The sequence below is a fragment of the Endozoicomonas sp. PH6C genome, from assembly GCF_059322965.1.
Genome location: NZ_CP185342.1, coordinates 4040091 through 4057443 on the forward strand (window position 1 = coordinate 4040091; position 17353 = coordinate 4057443).

General features: G+C 46.3%; 9 protein-coding genes. All 9 read right to left on the reverse strand.

Annotated elements, in window-relative coordinates:
- Positions 1-78: 78 nt before the first annotated feature.
- Entirely contained in the window at positions 79-1920 is a 1842-nt protein-coding gene (locus ACOMG9_RS15680) for an F-box-like domain-containing protein (protein WP_448217570.1), read from the reverse strand.
- A complete protein-coding gene (locus tag ACOMG9_RS15685; RefSeq protein WP_448217571.1) occupies positions 1910-2863 on the reverse strand; it encodes an F-box/WD repeat-containing protein in 954 nt (317 codons plus the stop codon). The genes ACOMG9_RS15680 and ACOMG9_RS15685 overlap by 11 nt, the downstream gene beginning before the upstream one ends.
- A 161-nt stretch (positions 2864-3024) precedes the next feature.
- Complete coding sequence (locus ACOMG9_RS15690) at positions 3025-4836, reverse strand: F-box/WD repeat-containing protein (RefSeq protein WP_448217572.1); 1812 nt, start codon at positions 4834-4836, stop codon at positions 3025-3027.
- Positions 4837-5016: 180 nt separating this feature from the next.
- Positions 5017-6819, reverse strand: a complete 1803-nt coding sequence (locus tag ACOMG9_RS15695) for an F-box/WD repeat-containing protein (protein ID WP_448217573.1) — start codon at positions 6817-6819, stop codon at positions 5017-5019.
- Positions 6820-7320: 501 nt separating this feature from the next.
- Entirely contained in the window at positions 7321-9120 is a 1800-nt protein-coding gene (locus ACOMG9_RS15700) for an F-box/WD repeat-containing protein (RefSeq protein WP_448217574.1), read from the reverse strand.
- A 176-nt stretch (positions 9121-9296) separates the two neighbouring features.
- Positions 9297-11096, reverse strand: a complete 1800-nt coding sequence (locus ACOMG9_RS15705; RefSeq protein WP_448217575.1) for an F-box/WD repeat-containing protein — start codon at positions 11094-11096, stop codon at positions 9297-9299.
- A 386-nt stretch (positions 11097-11482) separates the two neighbouring features.
- Positions 11483-13156 (reverse strand): F-box/WD repeat-containing protein, encoded by a 1674-nt coding sequence (locus ACOMG9_RS15710; RefSeq protein WP_494529081.1) that lies wholly within the window; start codon positions 13154-13156, stop codon positions 11483-11485.
- Positions 13157-13540: 384 nt separating this feature from the next.
- Complete coding sequence (locus ACOMG9_RS15715) at positions 13541-15343, reverse strand: F-box/WD repeat-containing protein (RefSeq protein WP_448217578.1); 1803 nt, start codon at positions 15341-15343, stop codon at positions 13541-13543.
- A 178-nt stretch (positions 15344-15521) separates the two neighbouring features.
- Entirely contained in the window at positions 15522-17324 is a 1803-nt protein-coding gene (locus tag ACOMG9_RS15720) for an F-box/WD repeat-containing protein (protein WP_448217579.1), read from the reverse strand.
- Positions 17325-17353: the final 29 nt, after the last annotated feature.

The window sequence follows — 17353 nt, forward strand, 5'->3', positions numbered from 1 at the left end:
AAGTTCATAACATGTTGTTAAGTGCAAATAACAAAGTTCTGACTTTCAGCACATTTACAAGTGCATCCCCTTTATTTGTCACAGCAAACAATCATTCATCTGCAATTTATTAATTCGCACTTTATTACCACTACTGGTAGTCAGTACATGGTGTCCATCGGTGCTGAAGGTGGCTGATTTGATTGGATCTTCATGGGAAATGATCGCTTTTTCGACCCATAATTCATCGGTCTGCTGACCATAGATTTTTGCCGTTCCATCGTTACTGGTGGTCAGCACAAGGCAGCCATCGTCGCTGAAGGTAGCTGAGTTGACCGAAAGCTTATGGAAAATAATGGCTTTTTCGACCCAGGATCCATCAGCCCTGATACCATAGATTTTCGCCGTGCCGCCTTTATTCTTATCAAAGAGTGTGCATACACCCTCTACACTGGCCGTCACCACATGACGGCCATCGGGGCTGAAAGAGGCTTCTGTAACCCAGTCATCATGGGGAATGGTCACTTTTTCTTCCCATGATCCATCGGCCTTCTGGCCATAGATTTTCGCCGTGTTGTCAAAACTGGCGGTTACCACATGGCGGGCATCGGGACTGAAATCGGCTGACCTGACTTGACAACCATGGGAAATGATCGCTTTTTGTTCCCATGATCCATCGCTCTTCTGGCCGAAGATTTTCGCCGTGTTATCGCTACTGGCCGTCACCACAAGGCCGTCACCGGTGCTCACTGCGTTGACTGCACCACTGTGGAAAATGGTGACTTTTTCTACCCATAACCCATCAGCCACCTGGGCATGGATTTTCACCTCATCATCTTCAGTGACGGTCAGCACAAGGCGGCCATCGTCAATAAACCTGGCAAAGTTGACATCGTTATCATGAGAAATGGTGGCTTGTAGTTCCCATGATTTATCATCCTGCTGAGCGAAGATTTTCGCATCATAGTCGTCACTGGCTGTCACCACACGACGGCTATCGCCACTGAATCTGACTGTGTTGATTTTAGCTTCATGAGAAATGATAAGTTTTTCTTCCCATGAACCACCGAAACCCTGACTGCAGATTTTTACTTTGTCATCGTCACTGAGTGTTAACACATGGCGTCCATCGGGACTAAAAGTGGCTGAGTTAACCTGATCATCATGGGTTATGGTGATCGTTTCTTCCCATAATCCATTGTCCTTCTGGACATAGATTTTCGCTGTGCCATCATTGCTGGCGGTCACTACATGGCTACCCTCAGGGCTGAATCTCGCTGACTCGACTGAACCTTCATGTTCAATGATGGCTTTTCGGTCCCATGTTCCATCATCCTCCTGGCCAAAGATTTTTGCCGTGTGATCAGAACTGCTGGTCACCATATAGCGTCCATCGGTGCTGAATCTGGCTGAACTGACAAAGTAATCATGATCAATAACGAGTTCTGTATCTACGTTAAATATTTTGCATTCAGACATCAGTCGAGCTTTGGTGAAATAGAATAGAGCAGCAAAGTAATGCCTATCCCGGCGTTCTATGATTGCTTCGACTAACGCTTTATCCTTCGTAAACGGTCGCAGCCAATGACGAAGTTGTTCTTTATCTTCAGCAGGAAGAATTTTCTCTAGTTGATTTTGATGTGATAAAGAAAAGCGTTGATACCAGGCCTTCGCCAGAGCATGATCGCTTTTGATAACCCCGTGTAAATGAGTAGATACCTGTTGTAAACGGACAATATCCCGAAACGCCAACAAGCGAATAATTTTGATGGTTATTTCCTCGGGCAAATCCTGCAATAAAGCTGTCTTCCCGGCTTCTTTGTCAGGTATGGTGATGGACCTGCCGACACTGGCACCCGATGGTTCTCTCTCCAATGGAGTGCTCATAGGTGGTAGCGAGGGTGAATCACCTTTGGCGAAGTTATTAAGCTTAGAATGCATGCCTGCTTTCTCCTGAGTTACTGCCTGCAAAATGGCGTCCCTTTTTATTTGCTGCAGCAAATGAACAATGATCCATCCGTAGCTTATTAATAATCACGTGTTGGCTAAAACTCGTCAGCACGTGGTGGCCGTCGGCGCTAAAGGTAGCTGACCTGATCGAATCATCATGGGAAATGATGACTTTTTCGAGCCAGGACCCATTGGTCTCCTGACCATAGATTTTTGCCGTTCCATCCTGACTGGTGGTCAACACATGACGGGCATCGGCGCTGAAGCTGGCTGATGTGACCGAACCATTATGGAAAATGGTCGCTTTTTCTTCCCATGACCCATTGGCATTCTGGCCATAGATGATCGCCGTGTTATCGTCACTGGCCGTCACCACCCGGCAACCATCGATGCTGAAGCTGACTGAGTTCACCCGGTCAACATGGGTAATGACGGCCTCTGTATCTGCAATATACTTTTTGTATTGAGACATCAGCCGGGCTTTGGAGAAATAGAATAGAGCAGGAAAGTAATCACTCTTTCGGCATTCTATGATTGATTCAACTAACGCCTCATCCTTCGTAAACGGTCGCAGCCAACTACGGAGCTGTTCTTTATCCTCTATAGGAAGAATTTTCTTTAGTTGATATTGGTGCAGTGAAGAAAACCGGCAATACCATGCCTTTTCCAGTGCAGGATCGTTTTTAATGGCAGTGTAAGTGTGAGTAGATACCTGTTGTAAACTGACGATATCCCGAAACTCCAACAAACACGCAATTTTGACGATTATTTCTTCGGGCAAATCGTGCAGTGAAGTTGTTTTCTTTATTTCTTTGTCAGGTACAGTGACGGACATGCCTGCACTGACACCTGAGGATTCTTCTCCCAATGAAGTGCTCACGGTTGGTAGCGAAGGCGAACCGGCTATGACGGAATGATTAACGTCAGAAAACATATCTGGTTTCTCTTAAGTTTTTAACCCCGATTAACAAGGAAGTTCAAAATTGATGAAGTCGGTTAGACTCGGATTTGAAATAAAAGTTCATAATGTGTTATTGAATGCCAGCAAAGAAATTTCTGCCTTTCAGCGCATGCAGAATGGCATCCCTTTTATTTTCACAGCAAACAATCATTCCCCCGAAGTCTATCAATTCGTACCTTGTTATCACTACAGAGGGTCATCACGTGGTGGCCATCATCGCTAAAGGTGGCCGATCCAATCGAATGATTATGGGAAATGATGGCTTTTTCTACCCAGGACACATCAGTCTCCTGACCGTAGATTTTTGCCGTTCCATCTGCACTGGTGGTCAACACATGGCGGCCGTCAGCGCTGAAGGTGACCGAGGTGACCGAACCTTTGTGGAAAATAATGGCTTTCTCAACCCATGATCCGTCAGCCTTCCTGCCAGAGATTTTCGCTGTGCCATCTTCACTGGCGGTCACAACATGACGGCCATCGGCACTGAAGAGGGCTGAGACGACATCGTTACCATGGGAAAGGGTGGTTTTATGTTCCCATGATTCATCGGCCTCCAGACAATAGATTTTCACCTTGCCATCTCTACTGGCGGTCAGCAGATGATCGCCAGCGGGGCTGAAGGTGGCTGAGTTGACTTTGTCATCGTGGAAAATGATGGTTTCTTTCCAAGAGCCGTCGGCCTTTTCATCACAGATTTTCGCTGTATTATCTTCACTGGCCGTCAACAAATGGCGGCCATCGGCGCTGAAGGTGGCTGAGTTGATATAGTGAATATGGAAAAAAGTGACTTTTTCTTCCCATGATCCATCGGCCATCTGGTCATAGATTTTCACCTTGCTATCGCAACTAACAATCACCAAACGGCCTTCATCGGCGCTAAAAGTGGCTAAGCGGATCCAGTAATCATGAAAAATAGTCATTTTTTCTTTCCATGCTCCATCGTCTCCCTGGCAAAAAATTTTCGCCGTGTGATCGTAACTGACGGTCATCATAAAACGGCTACCGGGGCTAAAAATGGCAAACTTGACGAAATCATCATGGGAAATGGTGAGTTTTTCTTCCCAGGATCCATCAGCCATCTGGCTAATAATTTTTGCCGTACAGTCGTCACTGGCGGTTACCACATGGAGACCATCAGAGCTAAAGGTGGCTGATTCGATCAAACCATCATGGGTAATGGTGAGTTTATGTTTCCATAGCCCATCGACTCCCTGACCATAGATTTTTGACGTGTTATCCCAACTGACGGTCACGACGTGGCGGCCATCGGGGCTGAAAATGGCCGCTTTAACCCAATAATTATGAGGAATGGTCACTTTTTCTTCCCATGATCCATTGGCCTTCTGGCTAAAGATTTTTGCCGTTTTGTCATAACTGGCGGTCACGACATGACGACTATCGGCGCTGAAATTGGCTGATTTCACAGAGTCATCATGTTCAATGATGACTTCAGTATCTACATCAAACGTTTTGCATTGAGACATCAGTTGAGCTTTGGTGAAATAAAACAGAGCAGGAAAATAATCATAACTTCGGTGTTCTAATATTGATTCGACTAACGTTTCATCCTTCGTAAAAGGTCGCAACCAATTTCGGAGCTGTTCTTTATCCTCTACAGGAAGAATGTTCTTTAGTTGGTACTGATGTGGTGAAGAAAACCGGCAATACCATGCCTTTTCCAGTACAGGATCGTTTTTAACGGCAGTGTATGTGTGAGTAGATACCTGTTGTAAACTGACGATATCCCGAAATTCCAACAAACGCGCAATTTTGATGATTATTTCCCCGGGTAAATCGTGCAATGAAGTTGATTTCTTTATTTCTTTGTCAGGCACAGTGACAGACCTGCCTACACTGACACCCGATGGTTCTTTTCCCAATGAAGTGCTCACAGTTGCTAGCGAAGGTGAACCGGCCATGTCGGAATGATTAACGTCAGAATACATATCTGGTTTCTCTTAAGTCTTCACCATGCCCCTGATGAGCAAAGATATTCAAAATTGATGAAGTCAATTAGAGTCGGCTTTGAAATAAAAGTTCATAATAGGTTGTTAAGTGCTACTAAAAAAAACTTCTGCCTTTCAGTACATTCAGAATGGTGTCCCTTTATTGATCTCAGCAAACAATCAGTTCTTCATCGATAGTTTATAAATTCTCAAATTGTCAAAGCGAAAAGGTGAAATCAAATGGTAGCCATCGGCACTGAGGACAGTTTCGGCCATACCTCTATGGGTAACAACGGCTTTTTCTATCCATGACCCATTAGCCCACTGACCATAAATTTTTGCCGTTCCATCCATACTGGTGGTAATCACAAGGCAGCCATCGACAGTAAAGGTGGCTGTTTTGAGTGAAGCTTCATGGGAAATAATGGCCTTTTCGACCCAGGATCCGTCAGTCTTCAGACCATAGATTTTCGCTGTACCATCTTTACTGGCCGTCACCAGATGGCAGCCATCGGGGCTGAAGTTGGCTGAGAGGACACGGCGACCATGGTTAATAGTGCACTTTTCTTCCCATGAACCATCACTCTTCTGGCCATAGATTTTTGCCGTATGATCTTTGCTTGCGGTCAAAACATGGCGGCCATCGGGGCTAAAGTTAGCTGAGAGGATATGGCGACCATGGTTAATAGTGCACTTTTCTTCCCATGAGCCGTCGCTCTTCTGTCCATAGATTTTTGCCGTATGATCCTTACTTGCGGTCATCACATGGTGGCCATCGTCACTGAATATGGCTGACTTGACCCTGTGATCATGGGAAATGATGGTTTCTTCTTCCCATGAGCCATCAGCCTTTTGACCATAAATTATCGCTGTGCCATCGTCACTGGCAGTCACCAGATGACGGCCATCGGCACTGAAGTTGACTGTGTTGATCCACAGGCCATGGAAAATGGTGAATTTTTCTTCCCATGATCCATGGACTCCCCGACCATAAATTTTTGCCGTGTAATCGTAACTGGTGGTCACCAGATGGCTACTATCGGGGCTGAAGTTGGCTAAGTCGAGCCAATCATTATGGGAAATAGTAAATTTTTCTTCCCATGCCCCATCATCTCCCTGAACACATATTTTCACCGTTTGATCCCTACTGGCGGTCAAAACATGGCTACTTTCGGCGCTGAAGGTGGCTGAGCTGAGCCAGTCATCATGGGAAATAGTGAGTTTCTCTTCCCATGACCCATCGACCTGACCATAGATTTTTGCCGTTTTATCGAAACTGACGGTCATTGCGTAGCGACCATCAGCGCTGAAGATGGCTGACACGATCTCATCTCTATGGGGAATAATGGCTTTTCTATCCCATGATCCATTGTTATGGTAAATTCTGGCCTTTCCGTCTGCGCACCTCGTTATCAGGTGGCTGCCATCGGCGCTGAAGGTGGCTGAGAACACACCACCCCAAAAACCAGAATGGTTAAGGATCACTTTTGTATCTACATTAAACGTCTTGCATTGAGACATCACTCGAGCTTTGGTGAAATAAAACAGTGCAGGAAAATAATCATAACTTCGGTGTTCTAATATTGATTCGACTAACGTTTCATCCTTCGTAAACGGTCGCAGCCAACTACGGAGCTGTTCTTTATCCTCTACAGGTAGAATTTTCTTTAGTTGATATTGGTGCAGTGAAGAAAACCGGCGAAACCATGCCTTTTCCAGTACAGGATCGTTTTTAATGGCAGTGTATGTGTGAGTAGATACCTGTTGTAAACTGACGATATCCCGAAATTTCAGCAAACGCGCAATTTTGATAATTATTTCTTCGGGCAAATCGGGCAATGAAGTTGTTTTTTTTATTTCTTTGTCAGGCACAGTGACGGACCTGCCTGCACTGACACCTGATGATTCTTCTCCCAATGAAGTGCTCACAGGTGGAAGTGAAGGCGAACCGGCTATGTCGGAATTATTAAGGTCAGAATGCATATCTGGTTTCTCCTAAGTTTTCACCCTCCCCCTGATGAGGCTGTCGCAAAACTCTGGTTCCCATGCTTTCAGGCCCTGTGGGTCCCAGCGTGGGAACGCGCTGACTCCCGTCATTGCCGGCTTCATTCTAGTCATTCCCGCGAAGGCGGGAATCCACACTGACTCTCCACCAGAACCCTACTGCCCGGTGTCCCCCTGGCCTTGTCATCCCCGAGAAGGCAGAGATCCACCGTTGGCGCTGGATTCCCGCCTTCGCGGGAATGACGACTTCAGAGCGTGAGAACGAGCTGTTGAAGTTTTGCGACACCCTCGCAGAGCGTGGAAACGAGTTGTTGGGCTTTTGCGACACCCTCTGATGAGCAAAGATATTCAATATTGATAAAGTGAGTTTGACCCGGATTTGAAATAAAAGTTCATACTATGTTATTGAATGCCAGCAAAGAAATTTCTGCCTTTCAGCACATGCGCAATGGTGTTCCTTTTATTGACCACAGCAAACAATCAATGATTCATCGATAGCTTATAAATTCTATATTTGTCATGGCGAAAGCGCGAAACCAAATGATGGCCATTGGCACTGAGGGCAGTTGATGTGGGAAAACATGTCTGCTCAACAAAGGCTTTTTTTACCCATAATCCGTTAATATCCTGACCATAAATGTTTGCCGTTCTATCTGTACTGCTGGTCACCACAAGGCGACCATCGGCGCTGAAGGTGGCCGACAAGACAATATCCAGATGGGAAATGATGGTTTTTTCAACCCAGGATCCGTCAGTCTTCAGACCATAGATTTTCGCCATGCGATCGTCACTGGCCGTCACCAAGTGGCGGCTATCGGGGCTGAAGGTGGCTGAGCAGATAGAGTCACGATGGTAAATAGTGCGTTTTTCCTCCCATGATCCGTCGTCCGTCTTACTATGGATTTTCGCTCTGGTGAAACTTGCCGTAACTACATGGCGGTCATTGGGGCTGAAAGCGGCTAAGTTGACATAACAATTAAGAGATATGATGGCTTCTTCTCCCCATGACCCATCGTCCTTCAGACCACAGATTTTCGCAGTGTTATCTTTACTGGCCGTCACCACACGGCGGCCATCGGCACTAAAGGTGGCTGAGTTGACACAGTCATCATGGGAAATGATGGTTTCTTCTTCCCATGAGCCATCGGTCTTTTGACCATAGATTTTCGCTGTGCCATCATCACTGGCGGTGACCACCCGGCGACCATCGGCGCTGAAGGTGACTGAGTTGATCTCCCGGTCATAGGAAATGGTGATTTTTTTTACCCACAATCCACCAACTTCCTGACCATAAATTCTGGCCGTGTTATCGTCACTGGCGGTCACCAAATGGCGACCATCGACGCTGAGGGCAGCAAAGTTGACCCAATCATCATGGTAAGTGGTAAGTTTTTCTTCCCATGACCCATTGTCTCCCTGAACACAGATTTTCGCCGTTGCATCGTCACTGGCCGTCACCAGGTAGCTGCTATCGGCGCTGAAGGTGGCTGAGTTGATCCAATCATCATGGGAAATAGTGAGTTTCTCCACCCAAGTCCCATCGACTTGACCATAGATTTTTGCCGTAGAATCCCAACTGAAGGTCATCACATGGCGACCATCGGGGCTGAAGATGGCAGATCTGACACCCCTTTGATGGGGAATGATGCCTTTTTTTTCCCATGATCCATTGGCACTCTGGCCATAGATAAGCGCAGTTGCGTCCTCACTGGCCGCCACCAGGTGGCTGCCATCGGGGCTGAAGGTGGCTGGTTTCACCTGGTCACTATGAGCAATAACGGCCTCTGTATCGACATTATACTTTTCGTATTGAGACATCAGTCGGGCTTTGGCGAAATGGAAAAGGGCAGGAAAATAAACGGCCTTTCGGTGCTTTATGAGTGATTCAACTAACGCTTGATCTGTCGTAAACGGTCGCAGCCAATTTCGAAGATGTTCCTTATCCTCAACAGGAAGGCTTTTTTTCAATTGATACTGGTGTGGTAAAGAAAACCGGCGATACCATGTCCTTTCCAGAACATGTTCGTTTTTAATAAACCTGTTTAAGTAAGTAGATACCCGCTGCAAACTGACAATATCCCGAAGCTCCAGAAAACGAAAAATTTTGAGGGTTATTTCCTCAGGCAAATCGTGTAATAAAGCTGTTTTCTCTATTTCTTTTTCAGGCACAGCAAGGAACCTGCCCGCACTGACTCCCGACGGTTCTTTCGCCAATGAAGTGCTTACAGCTGGTATCGAAGGGGAACCTGCTATGTCGGAATAATTAACATCAGAATACATCTGGTTTCTCTTGGTTGATTATTCCCACCGATTAGCAAGGAATTTCAATTTTGATGAAGTCAGTTAGAGTCGGCTTTGAAATAAAAGTTCATAATAGGTTGTTAAGAACCACTAAAGAAATTTCTGCCTTTCAGCACATACTCAATGGTGTCCCTTTTATTGATCACAGCAAACAATCAATGCTTCATCGATAGCTTATAAATCGTCAAAACGTTATGGGAAAAGGGCAAAACCAGATGGTGACCATTGGCGCTGAGGGCAGTTAAATTGGGCAACCCTATTTGGTCAACAACGGCTTTTTCTACCCACAATCCATTAATATCCTGACCATAAATTTTTACCGTTCTGTCTGTACTGGTGGTCACCACAAGGCGGCCATCGGCACTAAAGGTGGCTGATATGACAATACCCAGATGGGAAATGATGGTCTTTTCTACCCAGGATCCGTCAGTCTTCAGACCATAGATTTTTGCCATGCGATCGTCACTGGCCGTCACCAAATGGCGGCTATCGGGGCTGAAGGTGGCTGAGCGTATATAGTTACGGTGGGAAATAGTGCGTTTTTCTTCCCATGTCCCGTCGTCCTTCTTAATACAGATTTTCGCTCTAGTGTAACTTGCCGTCACTACATAGCGGTCATTGGGGCTGAAGGCGGCCAAGTTGACATAGGAATTGTGAGATATGATCGCTTCTTCTCCCCATGACCCATCGTCCTTCAGACCAAAGATTTTCGCTGTGTCATCTTTACTGGCCGTCACCACATGGCGGCCATCGGTACTAAAGGTGGCTGAATTGACACAGTCATCATGGGAAATGATGGTTTCTTCTTCCCATGAGCCATCGGTCTTTTGACCATAGATTTTCACTGTGCCATCCTCAGAGGCTGTCACCACACGGCGACTTTCGGCACTGAAGGTGATTGAGTTGATCCGTTGGTCATGAAAAATGGTGATTTTTTTTACCCATGATCCATCGACTTCCTTACCATAGATTCTTGCCGTGTTATCGTGACTGGCGGTCACCAAATGACGGCCATCGTCGCTAAAGGCAGAAAATTTGACCCTATCATCATGGGAAATGGTAAGCTTTTCTTCCCATGTGCCATCGTCTCCCTGAACGCAGATTTTCGCCGATTCATCATTGCTGGCGGTCACCAGGTGGCTGCTATCGGCGCTGAAGGTGGCTGAGTTGAGCCAATGATCATGGGAAATAGTGAGTTTCTCCACCCAGGTCCCATCGACTTGACCATAGATTTTTGCCGTACAGTCTCGACTGAGGGTCATCACATGGCGACCATCGGGGCTGAAGATGGAAGATCTGACGCCCTCTTGATGGAAAATGATGCCTTTTTTTTCCCATGATCCATTGGCACTCTGGCCATAGATAAGCGCAGTTGCATCGCTACTGGCCGTCACCAGGTGGCTACCATCTGTGCTGAAGGTGGCTGATTTCACCCAGTCATTATGAGCAATAACGGCTTCTGTATCGACATTATACTTTTCGTATTGAGACATCAGTCGGGCTTTGGCGAAATGGAAAAGGGCAGGAAAATAAACGGCCTCTCGGTGTGTTATGAGTGATTCAACTAACGCCTGATCTCTCGTAAACGGTCGCAGCCAATTTCGGAGATGTTCTTTATCCTCTACAGGAAGGCTTTTTTTCAATTGATATTGATGTGATAAAGAAAACCGGCCATACCATGTCCTTTCCAGAACATGTTCGTTTTTAATAAACCTGTTTAAGTGAGTAGATACCTGTTGCAAACTGACAATATCCCGAAGTTCCAAAAAGCGAAAAATTTTGAGGGTTAATTCCTCGGGCAAATCGTGTAATAAAACTGTTTTCTCTATTTCTTTGTCAACAACAGCGACGGACCTGCCCGCACCGACAGCCGATGGTTCTTGCGCCAATGAAGTGCTTACAGCTGGTAGCGAAGGTGAACCGGCTATGTCGGAATGATTGATGTCAGAATACATATCTGGTTTCTCTTAAGTCTTCCCCCCCCCCCGATGAGCAAAGACATTCAAAATTGATGAAGTCTGTTAAGTACTCAGCCATACGGAATCGAATATTTCTGGCTTATTGGGCAGGTGCTCTGCAAGGCGCAACGACGGGAACATAGCAAGCTATGTGACCAGAGTTGCAACGCATCACGACTGCATGGATGCAGGAGCTAGAGCAACGCAGGAGCAGTTGCCGCGAGTGCCTGAACAATAAGTCAGAAAATATGATTCCGTATGGTTGAGTACTTAGAGTCGGCTTTGAAACAAAAGTTCATAATAGGCTGTTGAGCATCACCAAAGAAATTTCTGCCTTTCAGCACATGCGCAATGGCGTCCCTTTTATTGATCACAGCAAACAATCAATTCTTCATCGATAGCTTATAAATCATCAAAATGTTATGGAGAGAGGGCAAAACCAAATGGTGGCCATTGCCACTGAGGGCGGTTGATTTGGCCAAACTTCTATGGGCAACAACGGCTTTTTCTACCCATAATCCATTAATATCCTGACCATAAATTTTTGCCGTACGATCCCAACTGGCGGTCATCAAAAGCTGGCCATCGGCGCTAAAAATGGCTGATGTGACAACACCCAGATGGGAAATAATGGTCTTTTCGACCCAGGATCCGTCAGTCTTCAGACCATAGATTTTCGCCATGCCATCGTCACTGGCCGTCACCAAATGGCGGCTATCGGGGCTGAAGGTGGCTGAGCTGACGTAGTCATTATGGGAAATAGTCCGTTTTTCTTCCCATGATCCGTCGTCTTTCTTACTGTTGATTTTCGCCGTGTAATCGTAACTTGTCGTCACCACATGGCTGCCATTGGGGCTTAAGGCAGCTGAGCTGATATAGCTCCCATGGGAAATGACAGCTTCTTCTCCCCATGATCCATCGTCCTTCAGACCGTAGATTTTCGCTGTGTTATCTTCACTGGCCGTTACCAAATGGCGGCCATCGGCACTAAAGGCAGCTGAGTTGACCTTATGATCATGAGAAATGACGGTTTCCTCTTCCCATGAACCATCGGTCTTTTGACCATAGATTTTCACTGTGCCATCGTTGGAGGCTGTCACCACACGGCGACTATTGGCACTGAAGGTGACTGAGTTGATCCGTTGGTGATGAAAAATGGTGATTTTTTTTACCCATGATCCATCGACTTCCTGACCATAGATTCTTGCTGTGTTATTGAAACTGGCGGTCACCAAATGGCTGGCATCGGCGCTGAAGGCGGCAAAGTGGACCCAGGCATCATGGACAATGGTGAGTTTTTCTTCCCATGACCCATCGTCTCCCTGAACACAGATTTTCGCCGTGTTATCCTTACTGGCGGTCACCAGTTGGCGGCCATCAACGCTAAAGAGGGCTGATTTGACAACATCGTCATGGGAAATGACGCCTTTTTTTTCCCATGTTCCATCAGTCCTCTGGCCATAGATTATCGCCGTTGCGTCGTCACTGGCCGTCACCAAGTGCCTACCATCGACGCTGAAGGTGGCTGAGTTCACCTTATCGTCGTGAGCAATAACGGCCTCTATATCGACATTATACGTTTCGTATTGAGACATCAGTCGGGCTTTGGCGAAATGGAAAAGGGCAGGAAAATAAACGGCCTCTCGGTGTGTTATGAGTGATTCAACTAACGCCTGATCTCTCGTAAACGGTCGCAGCCAATTTCGGAGATGTTCTTTATCCTCTACAGGAAGGCTTTTTTTCAATTGATATTGATGTGATAAAGAAAACCGGCCATACCATGTCCTTTCCAGAACATGTTCGTTTTTAATAAACCTGTTTAAGTGAGTAGATACCTGTTGCAAACTGACAATATCCCGAAGTTCCAAAAAGCGAAAAATTTTGAGGGTTAATTCCTCGGGCAAATCGTGTAATAAAACTGTTTTCTCTATTTCTTTGTCAACAACAGCGACGGACCTGCCCGCACCGACAGCCGATGGTTCTTGCGCCAATGAAGTGCTTACAGCTGGTAGCGAAGGTGAACCGGCTATGTCGGAATGATTAACGTCAGAATACATATCTGGTTTCTCTTAAGTCTTCACCTCCCCCGATGGGCAAAGACATTCAAAATGAATGAAGTCTGTTAAGTACTCAACCATACGGAATCGAATATTTCTGGCTTATTGGGCAGGTGCTCTGCAAGGCGCAACGACGGGAACATAGCAAGCTATGTGACCAGAGTTGCAACGCATCACGACTGCATGGATGCAGGAGCTAGAGCAACGCAGGAGCAGTTGCCGCGAGTGCCTGAACAATAAGTCAGAAAATATGATTTCGTATGGTTGAGTACTTAGAGTCAGCTTTGAAATAAAAGTTCATAATAGGTTGTTAATTGCCACTAAAGAAATTTCTGCCTTTCAGCACACCCGCAATGGCCTCCCTTTATTGATCACAGCAAACAATCAATCCTTCATCGACAGCTTATAAATCGTCAAAATATTATCGGGAAAAGGCGAAACCAGATGGTGGCCATTGGCGCTGAGGGCAGTTGATTCAGCCGTACCTCCATGGGTAACAGTGGCTTTTTCTACCCATAATCCATTGGTCATCTGGCCATAAATTTTTGCCGTTCCATCTTTACTGGTGGTCACCACCAGGCGACCATCGGCACTGAAGATGGCTGTTTTGAGTGAAGCCTCATGGGAAATGATGACCTTCTCGACCCAGGATCCGTCAGCCTTCAGACCATAGATTTTCGCTTTGCCATCAAAACCGGCGGTCACCAGGTGTCGGTCATCGGGGCTGAAGGTGGCTGAGATGACACCGTGACCGTGGTAAATGGTGCGCTTTTCTTCCCATGATCCGTCGTCCTTCTTACCATAGATTTTCGCTGTGTCATCATAACTTGTCGTCACCACATGGTGGCCATTGGGGCTGAAGGCGGCTGAGTCGACATTGCGATTATGGGAAATGATGGCTTCTTCTCGCCATGATCCATCGTCCTTCAGACCATAGATTTTCGCCGTGTTATCCTCACTGGCCGTTACCAAATGGCGGCTATCAGCACCAAAGGTAGCTGAGTTGACCCTGTCATCATGGGAAATGATGATTTCTTCTTCCCATGAGCCATCGTTCTTTTGACCATAGATTTTCGCTGTGCCATCGGTAGAGGTCGTCACCACACGGCGGCCATCAGCGCTGAAGGTGACTGATTCGATCAGTCGGTCATGGAAAATGGTGATTTTTTTTACCCATAATCCGTCAACTTCCTGACCATAGATTCTTGCTGTCTTATCGTCGCTGGCGGTCACCAAATGACGACTATCGGCACTGAAGACGGCAAATTCGACCCAGCCATCATGGGAAATGGTGAGTTTTTCTTCCCATGACCCATCGTCTCCCTGAGCACAGATTTTCGCCGTGTTATCCGAACTGGCGGTCACCAGATGGCGGTCATCGGCACTGAAGGTGACTGAGGAGAAACTGCCATCATGGAAAATGCTCAGTTTCTCTGCCCATGATCCCTCGACCTGACCATAGATTTTTGCCGCTCCAATGACACTTTCGGTCACCACATGGCGGCCATCGGCACTAAAGAGGGCTGATACGATATCGCGGTTATGGGAAATGATGGTTTCTTCTTCCCATGATCCATTGGCCTTCTGGCCGTAGATTATCGCCGTTGCATCGTCACTGGCCGTCACCAGGTGGCTACCATCAGCGCTGAAGGTGGCTGTGTTCACCTTGTCTTGATGAACAATAACGGCTTCTGCATCGACATTGTACCTTTCGTATTGAGACATCAGTCGGGCTTTGGCGAAATGAAAGAGAGCAGGAAAATAAACGGCCTTTCGGTGTTTTATGAGTGATTCGACTAACGCTTGATCCTTCGTAAACGGTCGCAGCCAATTTTGGAGCTGTTCTTTATCCTCTACAGGAAGGCTTTTCTTCAATTGATATTGGTGAGGTAAAGAAAACCGGCGATACCATGTCTTTTCCAGAACATATTCGTTTTTAATAAACCTGTTTAAGTGTGCAGAGACCTGTTGCAAACTGATGATATCGCGAAGCTCCAAAAAGCGAAAAATTTTTAGGGTTAATTCCTCGGGCAAATCGTGTAATAAAGGGGTTTTCTCTATTTCTTTTTCAGTCACAGCGACGGACCTGCCCGCACTGACACCCGATGGTTCTTTCCCTGGTGAAGTGCTTACAGGTGGTAGCGAAGGAGAACCGGCTATGTCGGAATTATTAACGTTATAATACATATCTGGTTTCTCTTAAGTTTTCACACTTCCCGGTTAGTAAAGACATTCAAAATTGATGAAAACGATTAGAGTCGGCTTTGAAATAAATGTTCATAATAGGTTGCTATTTGCCACTAAAGAAATTTCTGCCTTTCAGCACATGCGCAATGGCACCCCTTTTATAGATCACAGCAAACAATCAATGATTCATCGATAGCTTATAAATTCTCAATTTATTATGGCGAAAGGGCGAAACCAAATGATGGCCATTGGCACTGAGGACAGTTGATTGGGCCAAACCTCTATGGGCAACAACGGCTTTTTCTACCCATAATCCATCGGTCATCTGGCCATAAATTTTTGCCGTTTCATCTGTACTGGTGGTCACCACAAGGCGGCCATCGGCGCTAAAGGTGGCTGAAATGACAACACCCAGATGGGAAATAATGGCCTTTTCGCCCCAGGATCCGTCAGTCTTCAGACCATAGATTCTCGCCATGCCATCGTTACTGGCCGTCACCAAATGGCGGCTATCGGGGCTGAAGGTGGCTGAGCGGACGTAGTGATCATGGGAAATAGTGCGTTTTTCTTCCCATGATTCGTCATCCTTCTTACTAAAGATTTTCGCCGTGTTATCGAAACTTGTCGTCACCACATGGCTGCCATTGGGGCTAAAAGCGGCTGAGTTGACATAGCGATTATGGGAAATGATGGCTTCTTCTCCCCATGATCCATCGTCCTTCAGACCAAAGATTTTCGCCGTGTTATCCACACAGGCCATAACCAAATGGCGGTCATCGGCACTGAAGTTAGCTGAGTTGACAAGGCAATCATGGGAAATGATGGTTTCTTCTTCCCATAAGCCATCGTCCTTTTGACCATGGATTTTCGCTTTGCCATCGTCAGAGGCTGTCACCAAACGGTGACTATCGACGCTGAAGGTGGCTGATTGGATCAGTCGGTCATGGGAAATGGTGATTTTTTTTACCCATGATCCATCAGCTTCCTGACCATAGATTCCTGCTGTGTTATCGTGACTGGCGATCACCAAATGACGACTATCGGCGCTGAAGGCGACAAAGTGGACCCAGGTATCATGGGAAATGGTGAGTCTTTCTTCCCATGCCCAATCGTCTCCCTGAACACAGATTTTCGCCGTGTTATCCTCACTGACGGTCACCAAATGACGGCCATCGGCACTGAAGGTGACTGAGGAGAAACTGCCATCATGGAAAATGCTAAGTTTCTCTGTCCATGTCCCATCGATTTGACTATGGATTTTTGCCGCACAATCCCAACTGACGGTTATCACATGGCGGCCATCGGCACTGAAGATGGCAAATCCGACACCGTCTTGATGATAAATGGCGCCTTTTTTTGCCCATGATCCATTGGCCCTCTGACCATAGATTTTCGCCGTTGCATCGTTACTGGCCGTCACCAGTTGGCTACCATCGGCGCTGAAGGTGGCTGAATTCACGCTGTCTTTATGAGCAATGACGGCCTCTGTATCGACATTATACTTTTCGCATTGAGACATCAGTCGGGCTTTGGTGAAATGGAAAAGGGCAGGAAAGTAAACAGCCTCTCGGTGTGTTATAAGTGATTCGACTAACGCTTGATCTCTCGTAAACGGTCGCAGCCAATTTCGGAGCAGTTCTTTATTCTCTAAAGGAAGGCTTTTTTTCAATTGATATTGGTGTGATAAAGAAAACCGGCGATACCACGTCTTTTCCAGAACATATTCATTTTTAATAAACCTGTTTAAGTGTGTAGATACCTGTTGCAAACTGATGATATCCCGAAGTTCCAAAAAGCGAAAAATTTTGAGGGTTAATTCCTCGGGCAAATCGTGTAATAAAGCTGTTTTCTCTATTTCTTTTTCAGGCACAGTGACAGACCTGCCCGCATTGACACCCGATGGTTCTTTCTCTGGTGAAGTGCTTACAGGTGGTAGCGAAGGTGAACCGGCTATGTCGGAATTATTAACGTTATAATACATATCTGGTTTCTCTTAAGTTTTCACACTTC

Coding starts and splice junctions, on each gene's coding strand:
- ACOMG9_RS15680 (WP_448217570.1), bottom strand. CDS start 1,920: ATGCATTCTAAGCTTAATAACTTCGCCAAAGGTGATTCACCCTCGCTA.
- ACOMG9_RS15685 (WP_448217571.1), bottom strand. CDS start 2,863: ATGTTTTCTGACGTTAATCATTCCGTCATAGCCGGTTCGCCTTCGCTA.
- ACOMG9_RS15690 (WP_448217572.1), bottom strand. CDS start 4,836: ATGTATTCTGACGTTAATCATTCCGACATGGCCGGTTCACCTTCGCTA.
- ACOMG9_RS15695 (WP_448217573.1), bottom strand. CDS start 6,819: ATGCATTCTGACCTTAATAATTCCGACATAGCCGGTTCGCCTTCACTT.
- ACOMG9_RS15700 (WP_448217574.1), bottom strand. CDS start 9,120: ATGTATTCTGATGTTAATTATTCCGACATAGCAGGTTCCCCTTCGATA.
- ACOMG9_RS15705 (WP_448217575.1), bottom strand. CDS start 11,096: ATGTATTCTGACATCAATCATTCCGACATAGCCGGTTCACCTTCGCTA.
- ACOMG9_RS15710 (WP_494529081.1), bottom strand. CDS start 13,156: ATGTATTCTGACGTTAATCATTCCGACATAGCCGGTTCACCTTCGCTA.
- ACOMG9_RS15715 (WP_448217578.1), bottom strand. CDS start 15,343: ATGTATTATAACGTTAATAATTCCGACATAGCCGGTTCTCCTTCGCTA.
- ACOMG9_RS15720 (WP_448217579.1), bottom strand. CDS start 17,324: ATGTATTATAACGTTAATAATTCCGACATAGCCGGTTCACCTTCGCTA.